Consider the following 25,244-nt stretch of genomic DNA (forward strand, 5'->3'; position numbering starts at 1 on the left):
CCTTTATTTTGTCCTCATAAGTAAATATATGAAATATGGTGCGCCAATTACAGAAATAACAAGACCGACCGGTATTTCTGAAGTTGGTAACACACTTCTTGAGATTACATCTGCAAATAAAAGCAAGAACGTTCCTATTAATGCAGCCGTTGGTAACATAATTTGATGTTTACCACCAACGAGGCTTCTCGCTAAATGCGGAGCCATTAAACCGATAAAACCGATTCCGCCCGCAACAGCAACAGATGCACCAGCTAAACAAACTGCAATAAATAATAATTTACGTCTTTCCTTTTCTACGTTTACACCAAGGCCAACTGCTGTAGAGTCGCCTAAATTCATTACATTTAATATGTGCGCTTTACTAATGGCAAGTGGCAAGAAAATAACCATCCATGGGAGTACACTTAATACGAACTTCCAATCTGTTCCCCATAAACTTCCTGCCAACCAAATTGTTGCAAAGCGGAAATCATTAGATGTCATCTTCATAGAAAAAATTAAACTAACAGCACCAAATCCGGCTGCAACAGCGATACCAACAAGAATTAATCGAGTGGATGAAACACCGTCTTTCCATGCTAGTAAATAAATAATAATCGCCGCTAATATCGCTCCTACTAGTGCGAAGAATGGAAGGATAAATACAGATAAAAATGTACCAGTTCCAACTTTCCCAAAGAAAAAGTAGACGAATACAACAACTGTTAATCCCGCTCCGGCGTTAATACCTATAATACCTGGATCAGCAAGTGGGTTTCGTGATAACCCTTGCAAAATTGCACCTGACATAGCTAACGCAGAACCAACTAATATAGCTATAACCATACGTGGCATACGAAATTCAAATAAAATAACAGATTGATCTTCTGCACCTAATCCAACCAATGACTTTAATACATCTATTGGAGGTATTTTAAATGTTCCTGTATTTAAACTTATTAAAAATATAGCAACGATTAATCCTACTAAAATCGTTAAAATAGAAACGTTCTTTTTTGTTAAGACGCTCGTCCTCACATTTTTCCTCTCCCTTCGTTACGTGCTAAGTAGAGGAAGAATGGCACCCCAATTAGCGCTGTAATTGCTCCAATTGGCGTTTCAAATGGTGGATTAATAACGCGAGATAACATATCTGCACATTCAATTAACAATCCACCTAAGACTGCAGAACATGGAATAACCCATCTATAATCTGAGCCTACAAGGAAACGAGTCATATGCGGAATTACAAGTCCAACAAATCCAACTGATCCTGCCATAGAAACCGCAGAACCCGTTAATACAAGAACAAGTACTGTTCCGATAAATTTAATTAATGTCGTATTTTGACCAAGTCCAATCGCAATTTCTTCACCAAAGCTTAAAATTGTAATATATCTCGACATCATAATTGCTATGACGAGACAAACAAGGCCAATCGGTACTAACATATTAATACTTTGCCATTTCACTCCGGCAACACCGCCTGCATTCCACATACTTACCTCTTGGGCAAGGTTGAAATACAATGCAATTCCAGATGAAATTGCCCCTAATAAAGCACTAATTGCTGCACCAGCTAAAGCTAATTTCACAGGCGTTAATCCACCTGGTGAAGAAGACCCAATACCATATACAATGCTCGCTCCAAACGCAGCTCCAATAAAAGATGCGATAACGAACATTAAATAAGGTGAATTAGGAAAGAATGCATACATAATTGCAATCCCGAATACTGCACCATCTGTAATCCCCATTAACGATGGGGATGCAAGTGGATTTCGTGTCATACCTTGCATAATTGCTCCTGATACCGCTAAAAAGGCACCTGCAACTACGCCCCCTATTGCTCTAGGCATACGAAGTTCTTGAATTACGTTATGATGCGTTATAGACCCATCAAACTGAAATACAGCTTGCCAAACGGTCTTTAAACTAATATCTGCTGCACCAAACGAAATAGAAACTGCCATGCTTAAAGCTAACAAAATTGTGCCTGCTATTAAAATAATAGAAGCAACGAGCGGTCTGCTCTTAATCTCTTTAACATTCACATCTTGCTGTTCTATACTCCTTGCGCTCGCTTCCATCCCTCAACCATCCTAACCAACAACATATATTTAATAAAATGAAATTTATTCTCAAATAATAATAAAAAAATTAGGTGAATTGACATTCTCATGATAATGATTCTCAGAATCAGACACTTTCTATTCTACCTACCACGTCAAAAGACTGTCAACCATTATTTTGAAATACGAATTCATACAAAGCGCTATCTTATGGACATAAAAAAAGAAGAGTAATCTGTTCACTCTTCTTTTTCTTACTTATTTAACTTTGCTTCAATTTTTACAATTAATTCGTCTTCTGTTGGAGCCGCAACTGGACGATTATTTACAAACGCGAATGATTTTTTACGACCAGGGCCACAGTAAGACTGACATGCAACCTCAATCGTTGCACATGAATCTACTTTTTTTAACTTCGGAATCAACGTTTTAACGTTCGTTGCCTGACAATCATCACACACACGAAATTCGTTTCCCATTATATAACACTTCCTCTATTTTAAACTTTTCACAAGTACATTTAAAAATAAACACTAAATGGTATTTTACCGCTCTTTGAAGCTTGTTGCAAGTCTCCGGGCGTAGCTCTATTCCTATATAAGGCTACCTATTTTTTATATTTTCTCCTTCAAAAGCTTCCATCATTCATAGCCATATTTCTTCTCTTCATTGAAATCTACCATATTTTTAAAAGCTTTGTATAAAAGCTCATTTTTTTGCCCATTATAAAAATAGGAAGTTCATAAAAAGAAAGGGAGTTGAATCTATGAAAGTAAGACAAGATGCTTGGACAGACGAGGACGATTTATTACTTGCTGAAACGGTGCTTCGCCATGTTCGAGAAGGAAGTACTCAGTTAAATGCATTTGAAGAAGTAGGTGATCAGTTAAATCGCACATCTGCTGCTTGTGGTTTCCGCTGGAATGCTGTTGTTCGCTATAGCTATGAACAAGCTCTTCAACTAGCAAAAAAACATCGTAAAGATAAAATGCGTGCTGCGGGCGGTGAACAGGCAAAAAAACGTTTGCTTTATACACCACCAGCTTCAGAGGCGATAACTGATTATGAAGAACACGTACCGTATGAAACAGCTGTTCAATATACAGAAGCTATTCCATATCAAAAGCCGACTGTTCCTGCTTCAAAAAACTCAATAACAATGCAAGATGTTATTTACTTTTTACAAACAGTTGGATCTTCAAATATAAAAGTAACAGCTCTTGAAAACGAGAATACGAGATTGAAACAAGAAATTAAGGCGCAAATCTTGCGAAATGAAGAACTAGAAAAGAAACTAGAAAAATTAGAACAACAATCTCATACTGTACAAGAGGATTACGAAACACTTATGAATATTATGAACCGTGCTCGTAAATTAGCAGTAATGGATGATGAGGAACGCTCACAAACATCTTTCCGCATGGATCGAAACGGTAACTTAGAAAAAATTGCAGAATAAAAAGGATGCATGCAATGCATCCTTTTTATCCTTTCACTTCAAAATCCCCCTTTATATCCGAGAAAACCCCTTTCTTCATTTTTTGCTATAATAGAGGTTGTCATTTTATAAATAAGGGGTTAGTTATATGAGCAATTCCCGTTCGATTTTATCTCAGCCAGAGTGGCGTATTGTGGACCAGTCTAGTTTAGGACCAACATTCCATGCACTGCAGTCATTCGCAATGGATGACACGTTATGCACAAGTATTGGAAATGGTCTATCCGCTGCAACAATGCGCTCTTGGGTTCATCACAATACAATTGTTCTTGGCATTCAAGATTCACGCCTACCGCATTTAGAAGAAGGTATTTCCTTTTTAAAAGAAAACGACTTTAATGTTATCGTTCGTAATTCCGGTGGACTTGCGGTCGTACTTGATGAAGGTGTTTTAAACGTATCACTTTTATTCCAAGAAACAGAAAAAGGTATCGACATCGATCTTGGATACGATACGATGTGGCATTTAATTAAGGAAATGTTAAAAGATTACGATGTTACTATCGAGGCAAAAGAAATTGTTGGTTCTTATTGTCCTGGTAGCTATGATTTGAGCATTCGCGATCAGAAATTTGCTGGTATTTCTCAGCGTCGTATTCGCGGAGGCGTTGCTGTACAAATTTACTTATGTGCGACAGGAAGCGGATCTGAGCGTGCCGCACTCGTTCGTGATTTTTACAACATAGCAATTCAAAACGAAAAAACACGATTTACGTATCCTGAAATCGTGCCGAGTACGATGGCTTCACTATCTGAATTACTTGGCGAAACAATTACAGTGCAAGATTTAATGATGCGCCTTTTAAAAACGTTGCAACAATTCGCTCCAAAGTTAACACCATCTCAACTCACAGTAGATGAAGTTCCTTTATATGAGACGAATTTACAACGTATTATTGACCGTAATAATAAGGCACTTGGTTTAGAAAAATAAAAAAGACCACCCTCATTTCAAAAGAAATAGGGTGGTCTTTTTTCATATTAATTCATTATAGAATTAAAGTGCTTGAGCTGCTGTAATTAAAGCTAACTTATACACTTCTTCTTCGTTACATCCACGAGATAGATCATTTACAGGCATGTTTAAGCCTTGTAAGATTGGTCCTACTGCTTCGAAGTTACCTAAGCGTTGAGCGATTTTGTAGCCGATATTACCAGCTTCTAGGCTTGGGAATACGAATACGTTAGCATCACCTTTAATTGTAGAACCTGGAGCTTTCTTCTCAGCTACAGATGGTACGAATGCAGCATCGAATTGGAATTCTCCATCTAAAGCTAATTCAGGAGCCATTTCTTTTGCAATGCGAGTTGCTTCTACAACTTTTTCTGTTTCTGGAGATTTCGCAGAACCTTTTGTAGAGAAGCTTAACATAGCAACGCGTGGGTCAATACCGAATAGTTCAGCAGTTTTCGCACTTTCGATACCAATTTCAGCTAAATCTTGGCTGTTTGGTGCAATGTTAATTGCGCAATCAGCGAATACATACTTCTCTTCTTCACGTACCATGATGAATACGCCTGAAGTTTTTGTAACGCCTGGTTTTGTTTTAATAATTTGAAGTGCTGGACGAACTGTATCAGCTGTAGAGTGAGCTGCACCACTTACTAAACCTTGTGCTTTGCCCATGTATACAAGCATTGTACCGAAGTAGTTTTCGTCTTTAAGGATTTTACGAGCGTCTTCTTCCGTTGCTTTACCTTTACGGCGTTCAACGAAAGATGCTACCATTGCATCCATCTCTTCGTATGTAGCTGGATCGTAAATATCAACGCCTGCTAATGTTAAGTTCATGCTAGCAGCTTTTGCGCTAATTTCTTCTTTATTACCAACTAAAATTGGTTTTACTAACTCTTCTTTTGCTAAACGCTCTGCAGCGCCTAAAATTCTTTCATCAGTTCCTTCAGGAAGTACGATAGAAATGCCTTTTCCTTGAACTTTTTCTTTTACTGCTGTAAATAAATTGCTCACGAATAAACCCTCCTACAAATGTTAAAAACTAATCTACCTTTAAGAATACTTCTTTTCAGCTATATTTTAAACTTATAGCTCCCAAAAAATAGATAAAATGAAAATGATTATATTTTCATAAAATTCAGCCGGAAAATAAAGCCTACTTAAGCCTTATTTTCTCCCGTTTTTCAGTAAATATAAATGTGACAGTTTTATGCACCGAAACTTTATGTAGATGTTTTTAATCCTATATATGCTATAGTTAACGTGTAAAATATCATTAACTGAGGTGAATAGAATGAGTGAAGCAACAACAACGTTAGATGGCTGGTATTGTTTACATGATTTACGTTCTATTGATTGGGCAGCATGGAAAACATTATCTAGTGACGAACGCGGACAAGCAGTGTCTGAATTTTTAAATGTCGTTGAAAAATGGAACGAAGTAGCTACTGCAAAAAAAGGCAGTCATGCAATGTATACAGTTGTTGGTCAAAAAGCAGATATTATGCTTATGATCTTACGTCCAACAATGGAAGAGTTAAATGAAATCGAAACAGAATTAAATAAAACAACATTAGCTGAATATTTAGTTCCTGCATATTCTTACGTATCTGTTGTTGAACTAAGCAACTATCTTCCAGCTGATGAAGACCCATACCAAAACCCACAAGTCTTAGCTCGCTTATATCCTGAGTTACCGAAAGCAAATCACATTTGCTTCTATCCAATGGATAAGCGTCGCCAAGGTAATGATAACTGGTATATGCTTCCTATGGATGAACGTAAGAAACTTATGTACAGTCATAGCAAAATCGGTCGCCAGTACGCAGGTAAAGTGCGCCAAGTTATTTCAGGATCAGTTGGATTTGACGATTTTGAGTGGGGCGTAACATTATTTGCTGACGATGTTCTTCAATTTAAGAAACTTATATATGAAATGCGCTTCGATGAAGTAAGTGCTCGCTACGGTGAATTTGGAACATTCTTTGTCGGAAACATTTTACCAAGCGAAAAAGTAACAACATTTTTACACATATAATATAAAAAAGGAACGAAATTCGTTCCTTTTTTTATTACCCTCTACATTTACCTGCAAAAACCTTCTTTTCTCTGCAAATTTGAACAAAAATCGACAAATTCTTTTCAAATTTCTTGTAAGATTGTAACCTTTTCACATCCAAATTTATGCTAAAATGGTACGAGCTATATGCTAATAACGATGCGAAGGTGATAATGTATATGAAGAAAATCTTGTCTATTTCACTATTGTTTCTATTGTCATTTTCTTCCTTAGGAGTAACAACATCCCATGCGGAAGAAAAAATACATATAGAGGCAGCTGCTGCACTTCTATTTGATGCAGATACAGGAAAAATACTGCATGAACAAAATCCAGATGAACTACTAGCCATCGCTAGTATGTCAAAATTAATTGTTGTTTATGCCGTATTAGAAGCAATTAAAGAAGGAAAAATCACTTGGGATACGAAAGTAAACATTTCTGATTACGCTTATGAAGTTTCACGTAATAATGAATTCTCTAACGTACCGTTCGAAAAGGGACGCCAATATACTGTAAGAGAATTATATCATTCTATCGTTATCTTCTCTGCGAATGGATCTAGTATTGCTTTAGCAGAATTACTTGCAGGAAGTGAAAAGAACTTCTTAAATCTTGCAAATGAACATGCGAAAAAACTAGGGTTAAAGAAATATAAATTTGTAAACGCTACAGGGTTAAACAACACTGATTTAAAAGGAAAACACCCTGAAGGAACTGATCCGAATGGAGAAAACTCCATGTCAGCTCGCGATATGGGTATTCTTTCAAAAACAATTATTACAAAGTATCCAGAAATGCTAGAGGATACAAAACAAAGATTTAGAAACTTCCCAGATAATCATCCGAAACCAATTCGTATGGAAAATTGGAACTGGATGTTACCAGGTGCTGCTTTCTCTTATGAAGGAGCTGATGGTTTAAAAACAGGAAGTTCTGATACCGCTGGATACGGATTCACTATTACAGCAAAACGCGGTGATTTACGTCTTATTTCTGTTATTATTAAAACAAAATCAATGGACGAACGTTTCACAGAATCTCGCGCATTAATTGAATATGGGTTTAATAACTTCGAAAAACAGAAATTAAAAGTAGATAAAAATAACAAAATTTCTGTAGTAAAAGGAAAAGAAGACTACGTAACAGTTGCACCAGAAAAAGAAGTAACAGTAGTTACTGCAAAAGGTAGCAAATCACCTTACAAAATTTCTACTGAAGCAGATAAATCACTTGCTGAAGATGGGCATTTAGTTGCTCCTATTAAGAAAGATGCAAAAGTAGGTTCAATCGTTTTAGAATCAACTGATAAATACGGTTTCTTAGACGGAAATAAAAGTATGAAAGTTACTGCAAAAACGACTGAAGAAGTAGAAAAAGCAAATTGGTTCGTATTAACAATGCGTTCAATTGGCGATTTCTTCTCAAACTTATGGTCTAAAGTATTTTAATGATGAAAAGCTAGCTCACGCTAGCTTTTTTTATTTTCCCCTCTAGATGTAAAACTTCGTTTGGTTGTCATATCTGCGTCCTTTTTCTCATACGTATGAACTAGTAATTGTTCCACACTTCATCTAGAAATGAACCTCTTTCTACAAGGCATTCCAAAAAGAGAGGTGACACATAATGGGTGTTATCGCGTATAACGAAGAAGATGTTAAGTTATTAGCTAGACTGATGCGTGCTGAAGCCGAAGGAGAAGGCCAACAAGGGATGTTAATGGTCGGAAACGTTGGGGTAAATCGTGTCCGCGGAAATTGTTTAGATTTCAAAAAAATACGTAATTTACGTCAAATGGTTTATCAAAATCCTGGTGGTTTTGAGGCAACTCAAAAAGGGTATTTTTATCAACGAGCGAGAGAACAAGATATCGCATTGGCAAGACGGACTATTCAGGGACAACGTTTTTGGCCCGCCAACTTTGCCTTATGGTTCTTTAGACCTGAAGGCCCTTGCCCACCAACTTGGTATGACCAACAAAATTCTGGTCGCTTTAAAAAGCACTGCTTCTTCCAACCATCTGGTGGAGATTGTCCAGGCGTATATTAAGGAATGAAAATGGGGAGGGATTTTTGAATGGCACAGCAACAAAACCCGTACTACGGAACAGGTTTTTATCAACCATCTGGAACTTATGTACAACCGCAACAAATGACCCCACAACAACAGCAACAACAGCAACAACAGCAACAGCAACAGCAACAGCAAGCAATGCAACAACAAGCTGCTCAAGCTCAACTTGCAGTTTCTCAAGGGATGTTACCACTAGAGCAATCGTATATTGAAAACATCCTTCGTTTAAACAAAGGTAAACCAGCTACAGTTGTAATGACTTATGAACGTGGTAGTTCGCTTGGTACACAATCTTATACTGGGATCATCGAGGCAGCTGGTCGTGATCATATCGTTATTAGTGAACCGAAATCTGGAAAACGCTTTTTACTACTAATGATTTACTTAGATTATGTAGAATTCCCAGGAGAAATTACGTATTTACCTAGTCAACAAGCAACTTATGCTCCAAGACCATAAACAAAAGCTGGCAAATGCCAGCTTTTGTTTTTTATAACCCTTTTACAACTGCAGTTCCGACTAAAATCCACGCCACAATAAACGCTACACCACCAAGGGGTGTAATTGGGCCAAAGAATTTAATACCTGTTGTACTTAATGCATAAAGACTGCCTGAGAACATAATAATCCCAGCTACCATAAGCCAACCCGCGGTGCTTAAAAGTGATGATTGCATTTTGTCCATTAATAGAGCAACTACGAATAAGCCACCTGCATGAAACATTTGATATGTAACGCCCGTCTTCCACACTTCTAACATTTTTGCAGAAATTTTATTTTCTAAACCATGTGCTCCAAAAGCCCCTAATGCAACAGATAGTCCCGCTGCAATACAACCTAGTAAAAAGAAAATTTTCATCTTAATTCCCCTTTTTTACCTTTATCATAAGCAATTTTTACATATAAGCCAAACGATTTTACTTTTAAAAGTCAAATAAAGATTTACCGTTTGCATCCTTTTCTTTTATATATACTTTTTCTCCAGAAACCGGCATAACTGGTTGAACTGTCGTCATAGGCTGAGACCCGATTACTTGTGTTTGAACTTGTGGTTCTCTATACGTAGAAGGCCCCACTTGTTCATCCAATAATAAATCACATAAAGCACGTACAACTAATAAGTGTTCTTTTGATTGTTGTCCTTCACTACTTTTTGCCTTTGCAATTTCATTCGCCATTTTATTTAAAATCTTATCACTAGATACTTGCATTCCTTGTCACCTCTTACTTTGTAGTTCTTTCTCAAATTGCCCCAGTTTCTCCACTGAACCAAATACTATTATCATATCATGTTCTTGCAGTTTTTCCTGCCCCGTTGGATTATGGATAATATCCCCATCCCTTAAAATTGCTAAAATTGTTACATCAAATTGATTTCTCACATTACTCTCTAGTAACGATTTACTGGCTAAGATAGAATCTTTACCAACTTGAATTTCTTCAATTACAAAGGATTGTTCTATTCCATACAATACTGTATCAATATAATGAACTGTTAACGGATTCGCAATACCTTTTGCGATATGAATACCTGCCATACTAGATGGATTAATAACCTTATTTGCACCAGCGCGCCGTAATTTCTCTTCTGTTTCTGGCTTTTCAGCTCTTGCTACAATTTTAATTGCACCATTAAGCCCTCTTGCCGTTAATGTAATAAATACATTTTCAGCATCGTTTGCTACGATAGCCACTAGACCCGCTGCCTTCGAAATTCCCGCATTATGTAACACTTGATCTTCAGTTGCATCCCCATGTACATATAAAAGCTTTTCCTGTTCGAATATACTTTCATCTTTATCCACAACTACAAATGGGATTTTCTTTTCCTGTAATTCATGTACAACTTGAAGCCCTACTCTTCCGCAACCACATACTATAATATGCTTTTGTAACTGCGCTATTTGTTTATCCATCTTCTTCCTCCGCACTGCATGAAATAAGTTACCCTCAATGATCATAGCTGCTACTACCCCCATTGCATACGTAACGATACCGACGCCGACAGGTATAATAAGGAGCGCAAAAAATTTCCCTGCCTGTGTTACGGGCACTACATCACCATATCCAACCGTTAATACAGTAATCATCGTCATCCAAAATGCTTGAAACAAACTAATTTCTTCAATTGTCATAAATCCTAGCGTCCCTAGAATTACAACAAAGGTCATACATATAACTGCTATCCATAATTGCTTACGTGCATTCATATTATATTTCAACTCTTTTCTCTATCTACAATCTTTGCCAAAGGAAATGAAATACCTATATACTAGAAACGGAATCTATGAAAGAGGTTGATATAATGAAGCTATTTCTTTCTGCCTTACAATGGGCACTATTTATTTTAGCTGGAAGTCTTATTGTACCAATTAGTGTCGCAACTAGTTACGGCCTCGACGGCGCTGAAGCTATCGCGTTTGTACAAAGGACATTATTTGTTCTCGGTTTTGCCGGCCTACTGCAAGCTATATTCGGTCATAAACTTCCTATTCAAGAAGGTCCCGCAGGCCTTTGGTGGGGAATTTTCTCCCTGTATGCAAGTTTAGGCGTCGTATTATTTGGATCAAGCAATGAAACACTTAAGGTCCTTCAGTACGCTTTCCTACTAAGCGGAATTATTTGTATTATTCTTAGTGTTTTTGGACTTATCGATAAACTAGTTCGCTACTTTACACCTACAGTAATTGGAACGTATTTATTCCTTCTTGTCGCACAACTTAGTGGCTCCTTCTTAAAAGGCATGTTTGGCCTTGATGGACAACATACAGAAGTACAGCCAAAGGTATTTATTCTTTCACTCATTGTTATTTTACTATCTTTTTTCATTATGAAGCTACCTATTATTGGACAATATTCCGTTCTTTTCAGTATCGTCTGCGGCTGGATATTATTCGCGTGCTTCGGATTATCTAATCCAGTAACACCTGTGACAGATATAATTCGTCTTCCATCTCTATTTGTTTTCGGAATGCCCCGCATTGAATGGAACATGGCAATTACGGTAGTTTTCGTCACACTATTACTTCTAACAAATATGTTAGCAAGTATTCGCGTTGTACAAAAGGTTGTTTCAAAGTATGAAGAAGATTCTGCTCCAGATCGCTTCAAACAAGCTGGCATTATAACAGGAATAAATCAATTACTAGGCGGTCTATTTTCAGCCATTGGTCCTGTTGCCATTTCTGGATCAGCAGGATTTATCGCAACAACAAATATTTATAAACGCCTCCCATTTATGTTAGGGTCAAGCTTTATCATTCTTGTTAGTATATTCCCAAAGATTACTTCATTCTTTGCAGCAATCCCCGTTGCAGTTGGGTATGCTGCGATTTACCCTGTATTTGCAAGCATGATTGGTCTCGCTTTTCGTGAATATGACACTGTACAAAATAAAGAACAATTATTTAAAGTAGCAGGTCTTTCAATCTTTACGGGAATCGGAGTTATGTTCGTTCCAGCTGGAGCATTTTCTACGCTGCCGCCATTTTTAGCATCATTTTTAAGTAACGGTCTCATTCTTGGATCTGTAATGGCTATCTTGTTGGAAATACTATTTTCTCGTTCGCACGAAAAACAACTATCGTAAATTGGAAAACTTCCATTATTGCACTCTATCTTTAGAGTTGTTACGATAATGATAAAGTGAAACTTTAATCAGTGGGGGTTTTGTTCACCCCCCACTGATTATTAGTTGAACCAATCGGGCGTTTACGGGCAGTTGATCTCCCACCTAACTTCTTTGCTCCAGCTGAATTTTGAGGTGGGAGTCTTACTGCCCACAAATAGCGGGATAAATTGTCATGGGCAACACGCTCATGATAATTTATACTAACAATGCAGAACTTCTCCTAATTTCATGTAAAGAGGTTCGATGTCTTACTATATATTCCCCAAGATCTTCATAAAAATTTATTTCTATTCCAACAAAGAAAGGAATTTTCTATATGACTTATAAAATGATTGTTTTAGATTTAGATGATACTTTATTACGCGATGACCATACCATTTCACCTCGTACGAAAGAGGCTTTAATGACAGCACAAGAACAAGGAGTTAAAGTTGTACTTGCTTCTGGGCGCCCAACTTTTGGTATGCGCAATGTTGCAAAAGAACTTCTTTTAGAAGAATACGGTAGCTTCATTCTATCTTTTAACGGTGCTAAAATTATTAACTGTAAAACAAATGAAGAAATCTTTAGTAGCACGCTATCTCCTGAAATCGTTCACAACCTATTTGAAATTAGTAAAACTGAAGATGTATGGATTCATACTTATATTGGTGATGATATCGTAACAGAAGAAAATAATCCGTATACTGAAATTGAGGGCGACATTACTGGTATGCCAATTGTTGTAGTAGATGATTTTAAAGCTGCTGTTAAAGAGCCTGTAGTAAAAGTATTAATGAATAAAGAAGCTGAACGCCTTGTTGAAGTAGAAAAGAAACTACAAAAACAACTAGAAGGTCAATTAAGCGTTATGCGCTCTAAACCATTCTTCTTAGAATTCACTGAATATGGTGTTACAAAAGGAACGAGCTTAAACCAATTAATCCAAAAACTTGGTATTAAACGCGAAGAAGTTATCGCAATGGGCGATAGCTATAACGATCAAGCGATGATTGAATTTGCCGGTCTTGGCGTTGCGATGGGCAATGCACCAGATGATATTAAAGAAATCGCAAACTATGTGACAGATACAAATATGAACGATGGCGTTGCAAAAGTTGTAGAGAAGTTCGTACTAAAAAGAGAAGTACTTGTTTAATATTTTCACTCATAAAACCTATTTGAAGTCAAATACTTCAAATAGGTTTTTATTTAAATTACATTGCTTTTGTGACTATATTTTGAACTTTGCACTATTCTCGTAGTGTAAAGTTTCTTTTTGTATATAATGGAACAAAATAGACTATTTTATTTTGAAAAAGAATACAAATTTACTATATACAAGCATACGTTAAAGGAGGCTATTTCATGTTATCTACACCAATCGGACGATTAAGAGCAATCGGCTTAGTTGAGGGGATTTCTTTCCTATTACTATTATTTGTAGCAATGCCATTAAAATATTTTGCAGGGTTTGCAACAGCTGTTAAAATTACAGGTATGGCTCATGGCGTTTTATTCGTACTATTCATCTTTGCGGTAATTCAAGTAACAATCGTACACCGTAAAACAATTTTATGGGCACTTGGTGCACTTGTTGCATCAGTTATCCCATTTGGTACGTTTGTACTAGATGCAAAACTAAAAAATGAACAGTAATAGTAAAAAGGTAGTTAACAATTGTTAGCTACCTTTTTTGCGTTTATATATTCGAAATTTGCCAATCGATTTCTTTTTCATCCATGTTAGATAAAATCTCATTTACTTTAGAGTACGGCTTACTTCCAAAGAAACCACGTCTTGCTGATAATGGGCTTGGATGTACGGACTCGATAATATGATGATTCGTATTCGTAATTAAATTTTTCTTCGCCTGAGCATGGCGTCCCCATAATATGAAAACAACTGGCTTTTCACGTTCATTTAATAGCTCAATTACGCGATCTGTGAAATGCTCCCATCCTTTTCCTTTATGAGAATTCGCCTCACCTTGACGAACCGTTAACACAGTATTTAATAGTAAAACCCCTTGCTCCGCCCATTTTACTAAATAACCGTTATTCGGAATTTCATAACCGTATTCATCTCGCAGTTCTTTATACATATTTAACAAAGATGGCGGCGTTTTAATACCAGGTTGTACCGAAAAACTTAAACCATGTGCTTGATTCGGTCCATGATATGGGTCTTGTCCTAAAATAACGACCTTTGTATTTTCATAACTTGTATACTGAAGAGCGTTAAAAATATCTTCTTTCTTTGGATAAATCACATGCTCCTCATACTCTTCTTTTAAAAAATTAGCTAAAGCTTGATAGTATTCTTTCTCAAATTCTGACCCCAGTAATGGTCCCCAATCATTCTGCAAAATGTTTTCCATGCCTTCACTTCCTATCCAATTAATTCACCATATCCTGCCTTGTAAATACTACAAATGAAATGATAAGAGATACTACTGCCCAAACCGTTAAATTCATTAAAGAAAATCCCATTGATAATCCTTGCAATGCAGGCAGTTTTCCTGATAAATAATCCGTTAACGATAAGTTGACACTAAAAATGTATTTCGCACCTTCCCAAGACGTTGCGAATGAACTTAAAATGCCCCCTGCGATTAACGCAGCTAACATAACGCCCATTCCAGCTGGTGTATTTCGAATTAAAACAGAAACCATAAATGATATAGTTCCAACCACAATGGCAACAAACCAAGCTAATCCGTACGCCATTAAAATGTATTGCCACTGCGGAATAAGATGGACAAAGTTCGTATTTAATGTCTCCTTATCAATGACGAATCCTGTTAAAACAGGTAAGTTCCATCCAGAGTATCCAAATACAATCCCTGATAATGCGTAAGCAAATAAACCGACAAGAAGCAATATGAGCGAAATGAAAAATAGCATCGTCACATATTTACTAAGGAGTATTTTCCAGCGTCGAATAGGCCTCGTCAGAAGCATTTTCATCGTACCATCGCTTCGTTCTCCTGAAACAATATCAATGGCGACAATCATAACAAGCAATGGAATAAATAACGTTATTCCTTGTTCAATAAACGCCCTCACAAATGTTGGTGCCCCTGGTGCAGTCGGATTAATATTATGATCTAAATAATATTGTTGCTGTTCCACTCTTACTTTTAGCCAATCACGCCATTCTTCTGGCAATCTAGAATTGTTCAAGCGGTTTTGGGAATCAACAATTTGTTGCTGTAATGATACTTTCCAATCGGTCGTACCAAGCCTTTTTTGCGTTGTTTCTATTTCACGATACTGAGCATACACAAAAAGCGGAATCAAGATTGCTAAAATAAGCATGACAACAACAATCCGTTTCTTACGATAAATCTTTTCTGATTCATTTAAAACTAGATTCGCAAATTCACGCATGTTGCTCACCCCTTGTGAGTTCAATAAATAAATCTTCTAGCGTAAATACAAGCTCTTTGACGCTATGTACATCTATCTCGTTTTCCACAAAGTGCTTATTCCAAACACTAATAGACGCAACATCCATACGACATAGTAAACGCTCATCTTCTATACTAACTTCCTCTACCTCTTCAGCAGCATCTAACATGTCTTTCGCTTTGGAAACCGGTGTAACGACCCATTCCACACGATCACTCGCTGTTTTGATCAACTCTTCAATAGGTGCAACTGTTATCATTTTTCCTTTATGAATAATAGCCACACGGTCACATATCATTTGCACTTCACTTAATAAGTGACTCGAAATAAATACACTCATATTTTCTTCTTTTACAAGCTTATGTATAAATTCCCTAAGTTCTCTAATCCCAGCTGGATCTAAACCATTCGTCGGTTCATCTAATATGAGCAATTTCGGATTTCCAAGTAGCGCCTGTGCAATTCCAAGGCGCTGCTTCATACCAAGGGAATATGTTTTTACCTTATCGTGAATACGCTCATCTAAATGAACCATTTTTGCAATTTCAATAATACGTTCATCTGATATATCACCAAGCATGCGCGCAAATTGCTTTAAGTTTTCCCATCCCGTTAAATATGTATAAAGCTCTGGGTTTTCAACGATACTTCCAATTTGACGCATCGCTTCTCTGAAATTTTCCTTAATAGAATAACCACCAATAGAAATAGTACCTTCTGTCGCTTTAATCAGTCCGACTAACATTCGAATTGTTGTCGTTTTCCCGGCTCCGTTCGGCCCTAAGAAGCCAAACACTTCTCCTTGTTTTACATCAAATGAAATGTCTTCTACAAGTGTCTTCTTTCCCATTACCTTCTTCACGTCTCGTACGGAAAGTATCATCGTCATTTTATCCCTCCTTGTTCTAGTTTTAATTTACTTACGACGTTTTGGACTAATCGCTCTGCCATATATGTGTAGCCGACTTCATTCGGATGAAAATGATCGGAGTATAATAAATCTTTTCCGCGATTTTGGAATAAATCAAATGTCGGTGTAATATATACATTTTTATCATTTAATGCTAACTTCTCTAAAGAAGCATTCCAATCAACAACAATATTTGATGAACCTCTTAAATCTTCTACATCCTCAAAAGGATTGTATAAACCTAGCCAAAAAATAGGGCTATCTGTATTTAATTTACGAATTTCTTCTATAATTTTCTTTGCCTCATTTTGAAACGTTTCCGTATCAGGACGATATGTCTCTAAATCTATTTTTCCGAGCGATTCCCATCCTGGGAATAAATCATTTCCTCCAATTGTTAAAACAATTACATCTGCTTGCTTAATTGAATATTGAGCTCCGCTACCCTCTAGTTGTTTTAATAAATCCGGCATTTTTGCGCCACTAACTGCCAAATTGGTTAGTGCAACTTTTTGTTTATAATCTTTTTGTAAATCCTCTTTCATTCGTCCAATATAGCCAATTCCTTCTTTGTCACCAACGCCGCGCGTTAATGAATCACCTAAACTAACTATTTGTAACGTTCCCGTTTTCTTTTTCTCTTTTGCCACTACGTCAGTCTTCGTAATTAATTTTGAAGCTTTCGGATTTAATACATCATTCACACCCGAAACAAAACCGTATGCAAATAAACAGAAAGACGCAATTGTAATGAGTAGAATTACTTTTACTAATTTTGATCTCATATCAAAACCCCTTTTAGCCCCTATAGATTGTCCATAATTATACCAAACGAATTTTCGAAAAGCGATTTTCATACCTTCTCTATTATGTCGTTTCCCTATCTACCAATTCTGGCAATAACTCTACATGCTTCACATCTATTTCCTCATCATTAATCTTTTCATATAATAATTCAAATGCCTTTACACCAACATTTTTACTAGAATGCGAAATCGTCGTAATACCTAATATATTTGCCACTTCTTGATCATCACATCCGATAATCGTAATATCCTCTGGGATACGAATTCCTTGTTTTTTCGCCTCCGTTACCATTCCTGCAGCAATATGATTGCAAGATACAAGAAACGCCGTCGGTTTTACAGACATATTAGCCCATTCTCTGACTACATTGCGCCCATCTTCCACCGTAAAACAGCCTTTAAACTTCCAGGCATCTAACGGTGTTACAACAATCTGTTGAAGTGAATCCTCATACGCCTTTTTTCGCCTTTGACTATTAATGCTATTACTTCTTCCAATGCAATATCCGATACGTGTATGACCAGCATCTATTAAGCTTTTCATCCCGCGCAAAAATACTTTGTAGTAATCAATATGTACACTTGAAATGAAATTCGAATCTATTTCCTCACACATCACAATTGGACCAAACTTCGTATACTCTTCAAGTTTTTCCTTACTATTTGTCCGTGAACATATAATTACTCCATCAAGCTTTTTCATTTTTAACATATGTAAAATTTCAAGCTCTTTTTCTTCGCTATAATTTGTCTGGCAAAGCATCATATTATAATTGTTCTTTGCGGTTTCCTTTGATATCCCCCCAATAATGGCACTGTAATATTGATCATTTACGTGCGGCAATAAAACGCCAATTACATTCGTTTTTCCTTTCACTAAATGAATAGCATTCACATTTTGCGTATAATTTAATTCTTCTATAATCGCTAAAATCTCTTTTCGTTTCTGTTCATTCACATACGGATGATTATTGAGTACACGTGAAACAGTTGAAACAGATACCCCAGCAAGTTCAGCAATCTTTCTTATATTCGTCATCTTATTCTCCCCTTCCCCTCAAAAATTCTCGCTTGACCTGGTAAGCTTTCCACAGTATATCCTTTCTTAGCAAATACATTTTGAAAGGATATACAACTATGCTTCGATTCAAATTAGAATATATATTTTTCATTGGCGGTTTACTCATTCTCGCCATCGGCATTAATATGATGACGACAATTACTTCCTTTGGACTTAGCCCTTATGATTCCTTCTTTATTGCACTATATCAAAATTTCGGGATAAGTATTGGTTTTTGGATTTTCATGATTAACTTTGTTTTTACCCTGATCGTACTCTTTTGGGACAAAAAACAAATTACAATCGGCACAATTGTCACAATGATTCTTATTTCTCTTTTTGTTGATTGGGTTGGTTCTATTACGACTATTATGGACGCTATCCGCTCTCTTCCAAAATATATAACACTTATTTCTGGAAATCTATTCGTCGGAGCCGGAATTGGTCTTTACGTCTCTACTAATCTTTGCGCGGCACCTCAAGAGGCTTTCGTTTTAACTGTTGCTGAGAAAAAGAAATGGACATTTAGAAGAACAGAAATTTCATTAGCTTTTTTATTTTTAACACTAAGCTTCTTATTAGATGGGCCAATCTATTTTGGAACAATTATCTTATCCTTTACAACAGGTTGGATTATTCAAGCATTTATTCAAGTTGGTACGCAGATTTTAAATAGAAAAAACCCTATTAAGCAAGCCGCTTAATAGGGTTTTTTCTATTTATTGGAAGAGATACTACTTAGCATCTCCTTCAATTCGATAGTTTGCTTTCACACAATCTATTTCTTCATACGATTGCAATGTATGTAGAATGTACTCATAATCCGCAAGAGAAGCACGATGCGTTACAATTACGATTTCTGCTTTCCCTTTCTCTTCAAGTGGCATTTGAATAATCTTTTCAAAACTAACACCGCGCTCAGAGAACAATGATGTAATTTTTGCAAACACACCAATTTCGTCTTTCACATGAAGTCTTAAAAACTTTTTCACAATAATTTCATCTGACTCTTTTAGTACCTTTTTATACTGCGGGGATACCGCACTATTTCCGTTTACACCTAGCCTAATATTTTGCATTACAGCAACTAGGTCAGAAACAACAGCTGTCGCTGTCGGTAAGCTTCCTGCTCCCGGACCATAAAACATCGTTTCTCCTACCGCTTCACCATACACATAGACAGCATTATATTCATTTTGCACTGCCGCAAGAGGGTGTGCATTTGGAAGTAAAGTTGGCTCAACTGTAACCTCTAATTTCTCGCCATCTCGCTTTGCAAGACCAATTAATTTAATTGTATAGCCTAAGCTCTTACTATATTCAATATCTTCTGCTGTAATAGAAGTAATTCCTTTTACCTTCACATCTCCAAGCTCTACATTTGTAGAGAAACCGAGAGTAGCCAAAATCGTCATTTTTCTTGCCGCATCTAAACCTTCTACGTCTGATGTTGGATCTGCTTCTGCAAATCCAAGCTGCTGAGCTTCTTTTAACACGTCGTTATATGCTCTCCCTTCGTCTGACATTTTCGTCAAAATAAAATTTGTCGTTCCATTTACAATTCCCATTACTTTCGTAATAAGATCTGAAGAAAGTCCTTCTACGATGCTTCGTAAAATTGGAATCCCTCCAGCTACACTTGCTTCATAAAATAAATCAGCCTTGTTATCTTTTGCTACCGCTAAGAGTTCCGCTCCGTGTAACGCCATTAAATCTTTATTTGCAGTCACAACGTGCTTCCCTCCTTTTAAAGCCTGTAAAATATATGCTTTCGCATCATCAATGCCGCCCATTACTTCGATGACAACATCAATATTAGGATTATCTAAAATTTCATTCACATCTTGTGTTAATAGAGTAGAAGGTACCTCTACCTCTCTCTCTTTCTCAATATTTTGCACCAACACTTTCGTTACTCTCACTGGACAACCGACTTGATGTATAAGTCGTTCTTGATGATCTGTAATAATACGAACTACACCACTACCAACTGTCCCAAGACCTAATAAGCCCACTTGAATTTCTTTCATAATACTGTCCACCCCTCAAAAATTGTGTTTAGATGCCATTATATAGACAAAAAATCTGAAAAACAATGTATTTTGAACATTCGGAAAAATAAGGGTTAATCTTTACAAATAAAACGCTACCACGTGTTACACAATCATTATTTACAATATATAAGGGGTTTCTTGATACACGTAATAATTCAGCCAATTAGAGAATAATAAATTCCCATGACTCCTCCACCTAACAAGTGGCTTCTCATCTGGATTATTATGTTTAAAATAATTTTTTGGCACATCAATATTTAACCCTTTTTGTCGGTCCCGTTCGTATTCTTCCTTTAACGTATCACAACTATATTCACTGTGTCCCAGTGCGAAAACTTGCCTTCCCTCTTGCCCAATAACAAGATGAACACCCGCTTCTTCAGAATTGGCTAATAACGTTAATTCTTTCACTTTTTCAATATCGCTCTCTCGTACTTCTGTATGACGAGAATGCGGAGCAAAAAACACTTCATCAAACCCTTGTAACAATTTCACATGTTGCTCGCGAACCTCATGTTCAAATACACCAAACATTTTTTCCGCAAGAGGATACTTCGGCACACCATAGTGATAATACAAACCAGCTTGTGCCCCCCAGCAAATATGAAGCGTAGATGTTACATTTGTTTTTGAATACTCCATAATACGTCCAAGCTCTTCCCAATAATCTACTTCTTCAAAAGAAAGAGTTTCAACTGGTGCTCCTGTAATAATGAGTCCATCAAATTTTTCATTCTCAATATCACGGAATGTTTTATAGAAGCTCGTTAAATGGTCCTGTGCTACATTGCGAGACAGATGCGATTCCATATGAAGTAAATGAACATCTAATTGCAACGGTGTATTTCCAATTAAACGAAGTAATTGCGCCTCTGTTTCTTGCTTTGTAGGCATTAAATTTAATATAGCAATTTTCAAAGCACGTATATCTTGTGTTACTGCTCGCTCCTTCGTCATTACAAAAATATTTTCCTTCTGCAATACTTTGCGAGCTGGTAAATCTTTATCAATTATGATCGGCATGTTGTTTGCCTCCGACTAGCGCTGCTTCTAAATCTGCAATAATATCAGAAACATCTTCTATACCGACCGATAAACGGATTAAATCAGATGTAACGCCAGCTAAACGCTGATTTTCTGCGCTTAATTGTCTGTGCGTCGTACTAGCGGGATGTATTACACAAGTTCTTGCATCAGCTACATGCGTTACAAGAGTTGCGAGTTTTACATTTGCGATAAATTCTTTTGCTGCTTCTAATCCGCCCTTAATACCAAATGTTAAAACTCCACTAGCACCTTTTTTCAAATACTTTTGTGCTAACGAGTAATTTTCATTACTATCTAACCCTGGATAATTCACCCATTCAATGCGATCATGATTAGCAAGCCACTTAGCAACTTCGAGAGCATTTTCACTATGACGCTCCATTCGTAAATGCAATGTTTCCAGGCCAATGTTGCTAATATATGCATTGAATGGGCTCATACAGTTTCCGTAGTCTCTTAATAATTGAACACGCGCTTTCACAATATACGCTGCTGCTCCAAAATTTTGAACATAGCTTACACCGTGATAACTCGGATCAGGTTCGACAAGCTCAGGATATTTTCCATTTGTCCAATCGAAGTTCCCTCCATCTATTACAATGCCGCCTAGAGAACTTGCATGGCCATCAATATATTTCGTTGTAGAATGGACAATGATATTTGCCCCATGTTCAAACGCCTGGCATAAATAAGGTGTCGCTAATGTATTATCAACGATAAAAGGTACTTCTAATTCTTTTGCTGCCGCTGAAAGTTCTTTGAAATTCAAAACGTTCATTGCTGGATTTCCTAACGATTCTGCATAAACAAGTTTTGTCTTATCATTAGCAAGTGCCGCAATTTCATCTGCTGTTAAATTAGGATTAAAGAACGTAACATCAATGCCAAGCTTGCGCAAACTCACTCCAAATAAATTAAACGTTCCTCCGTAAACAGTTGAAGAACAAAGTAAATGGTCTCCACTACTGCAAATATTTAAAACCGCAAGCATAATAGCTGCCTGCCCAGAAGCTGTTGCAACAGCCCCTACACCGCCTTCTAAATCTGATAACTTCTGCTCAAATGCAGCTAGAGTAGGATTTCCAATACGCGTATATATATATCCTTCTGCCTCTAAATTAAATAGTGCTGCTAAATCATCTGACGTATCGTATTTATACGTTGTACTTTGATAAAGTGGCAAAACACGCGGCTCACCATTTTTTGGCGTATAGCCACCTTGCACACAAATCGTTCCTTTCCCCCATGATTCTCCCATCTCTCATTCTCCTTTCTTTTAATGCAAAATAAAAAACTGCTCCTTTCCTGAAAACAAGAAAGGAGCAGTTTGAAGACACGCTCTAAGGCTCTTTCTTATCTCTCAGGATTATTACCTGCAGGATTTGGCACAATTCCGTTATACGGCTGTTGCCAAGGTTTCATCGGGCCTGTCCCTCCACCTTTTCTTGATAAGACTATGCAATTACCGTTGATTTTATAGCAATAATTTCCTAATGTCAAATAGTTTTTCTGAATGTTCTAAATTAAATGTAAGGAATTTAATTTAAACAGCAAAAGAAATATATTCCATATTCATTTGAAAAAGACCTTTTAAAAACTCCGATCAATATATAGAATTAAATAAGTGGTTTAACCGCGTTGGTTTCAAATTTTTATGAGAACCTAATATATTGAATAAGCCAACCCCTCAAAAAGATACTATATATATTCAATTCATTTCACACTAGCATATTTAATCCTTTCTACATTAAAACTTACATAACGGAGGTACAACATGACAAATAAAAAGGACATGCACTATATACTCGTCCTATATGGCATTCTTTTAGGCGCTATAGTAGGAGCTACAGTCTGGTTATTTTTAGTTACAATAAATATCGGAATTCACTTTATTTGGGGATACTTACCTACTATTTTCTCTTCTCCTCCTTATTACACCATTTGTGTAACAATCATCGGTGGTATCCTTGTTGGTTTAACACAAAAATACTTCGGTACATATCCACGTCTTATGCCGGAAGTGATGGCTGAATATAAAAAAACAGGTAGAATTGAATACAGTTTTGTACATAAAGCTACTTTAACTGCGATTATCGTTTTAATATTTGGAGCTAGCTTAGGACCAGAAGCTGCACTTGTTGGAATTATCGGTGGACTTTGTACATGGGTAGGAGATCGCTTTAAATTTGCTTTAAAGGGAATGAATGAACTAACAGAGGTTGGAATTGGTGCTACTTTAAGTGTCATTTTTAATGCACCATTATTCGGTTACTTAGCTCCGAATGAAGATGAGGGTGAACAAATTAATGAATTTTCGAAAGGAAAAAAAGCAATTGTATATTTAGCTACCACTTTTGCCGGTTTTTCCGTTTACTTATTACTTAGTAAACTCGATAATCGTGGATCCTTTATTGTTGATTTCGGGGAAGGGTCTCTTGCTCTTAATGAATGGATCGCCTTTCTACCACTTGCTAGTATTGGTGCTATAGTTGGTTTCTTTTATTTCAAATTAGAATTCATATTAGAGAAATTAATCCACCCCTTCAGGGAATACAAAGTATCACTTGGAATTATCGGTGGTATTTTATTAGGGGTTACAGGAACTTTTCTTCCGTACACGTTATTTTCAGGGGAACATCAATTAAAAGATTTAGTCGTTGAATGGAGCCATTTATCCTTCTGGGTACTACTTCTTTCAGGGGTTTTAAAATTATGTATTACTGCCGTTTGTTTAAATACGGGTTGGCGCGGCGGACATATTTTCCCCATTATATTTGCTGGATCAAGTATCGGATACGCTATAGCTTCTATTCTGCCTATAGATCCCATATCTTCTGTAGCCATCGTCACAACAGCTATTTCAAGCTATGCATTAAGAAAACCAATAGCTATAACATTACTATTACTCATGTTTTTCCCGCTCAATTTATTATTACCGATGCTCGGGGCTGCGGCAATTGGCAATGCATTTCCGCTTCCTAAACATAACGAAACTACAAATTAATATAAAAAAACAGCATTAACATGTAAATGTTAATGCTGTTTTTTCGAGTGACGATTATGTTTTTAATTAAAATTTACTTGCTACTTTAGCCGCTTCTTCAAGACCTACTGCAATGATCTCTTCTGCTTTATCTGGGAATTGATTATGTCCTTCGATAACTACTGTTTCCATGTTTGTTGCGCCGAAGAAGCCCATCATGCTTGCTACATATTTAACAGCCATTTCCATTTCAGCTGCTGGTCCTTCAGAATATACGCCGCCGCGTGCATTTAATAACGCAATCTTCTTATCTCCAATAAGCCCAACTGGACCTTCTGGTGTATATTTAAACGTTTTACCAGCACGGTTTAAATAATCAATATACGTGTGTAATACGGCTGGAATCGTTAAGTTCCATAATGGGAAACCGAAAACTACTTTATCAGCTTCTAGAAATTGATTTAAATACTTATCAGCAACTGCTACCACTTTTGCTTCTTCTTCTGTTAAATCAAATCCTCTACCTGCTTTGAATGTACTATTAATCATATCTACGCCTACATATGGTAATTCTTCTTTATATAAATCAAGTTCTACTACTGTATCATTTGGATGTGCTTCTTTATAGTTTGCTAAAAATGCCTCGTATAATCTCACACTTACTGCTTGTTCCGCTGGGCGGTTGTTTGCTTTTACAAATAAAACTGTTGCCATTGTTTTTC

Annotated in this window: 27 protein-coding genes and 1 riboswitch; of the genes, 11 read left to right on the forward strand and 16 right to left on the reverse strand. The window is 36.7% G+C overall.

Going from position 1 to position 25,244, the window contains the following annotated elements; translation table 11 throughout:
• Positions 1-3: 3 nt before the first annotated feature.
• The 3 genes from MHB76_RS25570 to MHB76_RS25580 form a co-directional block, all read right to left on the reverse strand.
• Positions 4-1,020 (reverse strand): FecCD family ABC transporter permease, encoded by a 1,017-nt coding sequence (locus tag MHB76_RS25570; protein WP_002159735.1) that lies wholly within the window; start codon positions 1,018-1,020, stop codon positions 4-6.
• The gene (locus MHB76_RS25575; protein ID WP_002113119.1) at positions 1,017-2,072 is read right to left on the reverse strand and encodes a FecCD family ABC transporter permease; all 1,056 of its coding nucleotides are present in this window, start codon (positions 2,070-2,072) and stop codon (positions 1,017-1,019) included. The genes MHB76_RS25570 and MHB76_RS25575 overlap by 4 nt, the downstream gene beginning before the upstream one ends.
• Before the next feature lie 236 nt (positions 2,073-2,308).
• Positions 2,309-2,533, reverse strand: a complete 225-nt coding sequence (locus MHB76_RS25580; RefSeq protein ID WP_000526075.1) for a DUF1450 domain-containing protein — start codon at positions 2,531-2,533, stop codon at positions 2,309-2,311.
• Positions 2,534-2,820: 287 nt separating this feature from the next.
• Here MHB76_RS25580 and MHB76_RS25585 point away from each other — a divergent pair, with 287 nt between their 5' ends.
• Both MHB76_RS25585 and MHB76_RS25590 read left to right on the forward strand, forming a co-directional pair.
• Positions 2,821-3,513 (forward strand): RsfA family transcriptional regulator, encoded by a 693-nt coding sequence (locus tag MHB76_RS25585; protein WP_078174648.1) that lies wholly within the window; start codon positions 2,821-2,823, stop codon positions 3,511-3,513.
• Positions 3,514-3,640: 127 nt separating this feature from the next.
• Complete coding sequence (locus MHB76_RS25590) at positions 3,641-4,486, forward strand: lipoate--protein ligase family protein (protein ID WP_340988067.1); 846 nt, start codon at positions 3,641-3,643, stop codon at positions 4,484-4,486.
• A gap of 63 nt (positions 4,487-4,549) precedes the next feature.
• Here the strand turns inward: MHB76_RS25590 and pta are convergent, their stop codons facing one another.
• Positions 4,550-5,521, reverse strand: coding sequence for a phosphate acetyltransferase (gene pta, locus MHB76_RS25595; protein WP_002113123.1), 972 nt, complete (start codon positions 5,519-5,521; stop codon positions 4,550-4,552).
• A 280-nt stretch (positions 5,522-5,801) separates the two neighbouring features.
• Between pta and hemQ the strand changes: the two genes are divergently transcribed.
• The 4 genes from hemQ to gerQ all read left to right on the forward strand — a co-directional run bounded on the left by hemQ (position 5,802) and on the right by gerQ (position 9,098).
• The gene (hemQ, locus tag MHB76_RS25600; RefSeq protein WP_002113124.1) at positions 5,802-6,545 is read left to right on the forward strand and encodes a hydrogen peroxide-dependent heme synthase; all 744 of its coding nucleotides are present in this window, start codon (positions 5,802-5,804) and stop codon (positions 6,543-6,545) included.
• A gap of 194 nt (positions 6,546-6,739) precedes the next feature.
• Positions 6,740-8,017 carry a serine hydrolase gene (locus MHB76_RS25605; protein WP_078174645.1) on the forward strand — a complete coding sequence of 426 codons (1,278 nt, stop codon included), beginning with the start codon at positions 6,740-6,742 and terminating at the stop codon, positions 8,015-8,017.
• Positions 8,018-8,192: 175 nt separating this feature from the next.
• Positions 8,193-8,615, forward strand: coding sequence for a cell wall hydrolase CwlJ (gene cwlJ / locus MHB76_RS25610; protein WP_000538158.1), 423 nt, complete (start codon positions 8,193-8,195; stop codon positions 8,613-8,615).
• Positions 8,616-8,642: 27 nt separating this feature from the next.
• Entirely contained in the window at positions 8,643-9,098 is a 456-nt protein-coding gene (gene gerQ / locus MHB76_RS25615) for a spore coat protein GerQ (protein ID WP_340988072.1), read from the forward strand.
• 31 nt (positions 9,099-9,129) lie between these two features.
• Here gerQ and MHB76_RS25620 read toward each other — a convergent pair whose 3' ends face one another.
• From MHB76_RS25620 to MHB76_RS25630, 3 genes are all read right to left on the reverse strand, one after another.
• Positions 9,130-9,498 (reverse strand): DUF423 domain-containing protein, encoded by a 369-nt coding sequence (locus MHB76_RS25620; protein WP_002016371.1) that lies wholly within the window; start codon positions 9,496-9,498, stop codon positions 9,130-9,132.
• Positions 9,499-9,562: 64 nt separating this feature from the next.
• Positions 9,563-9,850, reverse strand: a complete 288-nt coding sequence (locus tag MHB76_RS25625) for a YwdI family protein (protein ID WP_078174643.1) — start codon at positions 9,848-9,850, stop codon at positions 9,563-9,565.
• A 6-nt stretch (positions 9,851-9,856) separates the two neighbouring features.
• The gene (locus MHB76_RS25630) at positions 9,857-10,849 is read right to left on the reverse strand and encodes a potassium channel family protein (RefSeq protein ID WP_002113127.1); all 993 of its coding nucleotides are present in this window, start codon (positions 10,847-10,849) and stop codon (positions 9,857-9,859) included.
• A 95-nt stretch (positions 10,850-10,944) separates the two neighbouring features.
• Here MHB76_RS25630 and MHB76_RS25635 point away from each other — a divergent pair, with 95 nt between their 5' ends.
• The 3 genes from MHB76_RS25635 to MHB76_RS25645 all read left to right on the forward strand — a co-directional run bounded on the left by MHB76_RS25635 (position 10,945) and on the right by MHB76_RS25645 (position 13,908).
• A complete protein-coding gene (locus tag MHB76_RS25635) occupies positions 10,945-12,228 on the forward strand; it encodes a purine/pyrimidine permease (RefSeq protein ID WP_016106751.1) in 1,284 nt (427 codons plus the stop codon).
• Between the two features lie 358 nt (positions 12,229-12,586).
• Positions 12,587-13,408 (forward strand): Cof-type HAD-IIB family hydrolase, encoded by an 822-nt coding sequence (locus MHB76_RS25640; RefSeq protein WP_199673555.1) that lies wholly within the window; start codon positions 12,587-12,589, stop codon positions 13,406-13,408.
• A 209-nt stretch (positions 13,409-13,617) separates the two neighbouring features.
• Complete coding sequence (locus tag MHB76_RS25645; RefSeq protein WP_002113131.1) at positions 13,618-13,908, forward strand: DUF3817 domain-containing protein; 291 nt, start codon at positions 13,618-13,620, stop codon at positions 13,906-13,908.
• 43 nt (positions 13,909-13,951) lie between these two features.
• Here the strand turns inward: MHB76_RS25645 and MHB76_RS25650 are convergent, their stop codons facing one another.
• Genes MHB76_RS25650 through MHB76_RS25670 form a run of 5 tightly spaced genes read right to left on the reverse strand, consistent with a single transcriptional unit; the run spans position 13,952 to position 18,417 of the window.
• Positions 13,952-14,629, reverse strand: a complete 678-nt coding sequence (locus MHB76_RS25650; protein WP_016106753.1) for a uracil-DNA glycosylase — start codon at positions 14,627-14,629, stop codon at positions 13,952-13,954.
• A gap of 19 nt (positions 14,630-14,648) precedes the next feature.
• Positions 14,649-15,641 (reverse strand): ABC transporter permease, encoded by a 993-nt coding sequence (locus MHB76_RS25655; protein ID WP_002113133.1) that lies wholly within the window; start codon positions 15,639-15,641, stop codon positions 14,649-14,651.
• Complete coding sequence (locus MHB76_RS25660; protein ID WP_002113137.1) at positions 15,634-16,551, reverse strand: ABC transporter ATP-binding protein; 918 nt, start codon at positions 16,549-16,551, stop codon at positions 15,634-15,636. Before MHB76_RS25660 ends, MHB76_RS25655 begins: the two co-directional genes overlap by 8 nt.
• Positions 16,548-17,429: an SGNH/GDSL hydrolase family protein gene (locus MHB76_RS25665; RefSeq protein ID WP_002159725.1), complete on the reverse strand. Its 882-nt coding sequence runs from the start codon at positions 17,427-17,429 to the stop codon at positions 16,548-16,550. The genes MHB76_RS25660 and MHB76_RS25665 overlap by 4 nt, the downstream gene beginning before the upstream one ends.
• A gap of 10 nt (positions 17,430-17,439) precedes the next feature.
• Entirely contained in the window at positions 17,440-18,417 is a 978-nt protein-coding gene (locus tag MHB76_RS25670; RefSeq protein ID WP_078174639.1) for a LacI family DNA-binding transcriptional regulator, read from the reverse strand.
• Between the two features lie 98 nt (positions 18,418-18,515).
• On the opposite strand from MHB76_RS25670, the gene MHB76_RS25675 reads away from it, so the two are divergent.
• Positions 18,516-19,142, forward strand: a complete 627-nt coding sequence (locus MHB76_RS25675; protein ID WP_078174638.1) for a YczE/YyaS/YitT family protein — start codon at positions 18,516-18,518, stop codon at positions 19,140-19,142.
• Positions 19,143-19,172: 30 nt separating this feature from the next.
• Here MHB76_RS25675 and MHB76_RS25680 read toward each other — a convergent pair whose 3' ends face one another.
• The 3 genes from MHB76_RS25680 to MHB76_RS25690 all read right to left on the reverse strand — a co-directional run bounded on the left by MHB76_RS25680 (position 19,173) and on the right by MHB76_RS25690 (position 22,797).
• Complete coding sequence (locus MHB76_RS25680) at positions 19,173-20,468, reverse strand: homoserine dehydrogenase (protein ID WP_078174637.1); 1,296 nt, start codon at positions 20,466-20,468, stop codon at positions 19,173-19,175.
• Between the two features lie 141 nt (positions 20,469-20,609).
• The gene (gene metA, locus MHB76_RS25685) at positions 20,610-21,515 is read right to left on the reverse strand and encodes a homoserine O-acetyltransferase MetA (RefSeq protein WP_340988081.1); all 906 of its coding nucleotides are present in this window, start codon (positions 21,513-21,515) and stop codon (positions 20,610-20,612) included.
• Positions 21,499-22,797: a bifunctional O-acetylhomoserine aminocarboxypropyltransferase/cysteine synthase gene (locus tag MHB76_RS25690; RefSeq protein ID WP_002068601.1), complete on the reverse strand. Its 1,299-nt coding sequence runs from the start codon at positions 22,795-22,797 to the stop codon at positions 21,499-21,501. Before MHB76_RS25690 ends, metA begins: the two co-directional genes overlap by 17 nt.
• Positions 22,798-22,889: 92 nt before the next feature.
• A riboswitch (SAM riboswitch) is annotated at positions 22,890-22,994 on the reverse strand.
• A gap of 319 nt (positions 22,995-23,313) precedes the next feature.
• Between MHB76_RS25690 and MHB76_RS25695 the strand changes: the two genes are divergently transcribed.
• On the forward strand, positions 23,314-24,543 hold the full coding sequence (locus tag MHB76_RS25695; RefSeq protein ID WP_078174635.1) for a chloride channel protein: 1,230 nt from the start codon (positions 23,314-23,316) through the stop codon (positions 24,541-24,543).
• 66 nt (positions 24,544-24,609) lie between these two features.
• On the opposite strand, the gene MHB76_RS25700 is transcribed toward MHB76_RS25695, so the two are convergent.
• Entirely contained in the window at positions 24,610-25,236 is a 627-nt protein-coding gene (locus MHB76_RS25700) for an FMN-dependent NADH-azoreductase (RefSeq protein WP_078174634.1), read from the reverse strand.
• Positions 25,237-25,244 lie beyond the last annotated feature (8 nt).

The sequence above is a fragment of the Bacillus sp. FSL M7-1345 genome, from assembly GCF_038006985.1.
Lineage (GTDB): Bacteria > Bacillota > Bacilli > Bacillales > Bacillaceae_G > Bacillus_A > Bacillus_A cereus_U.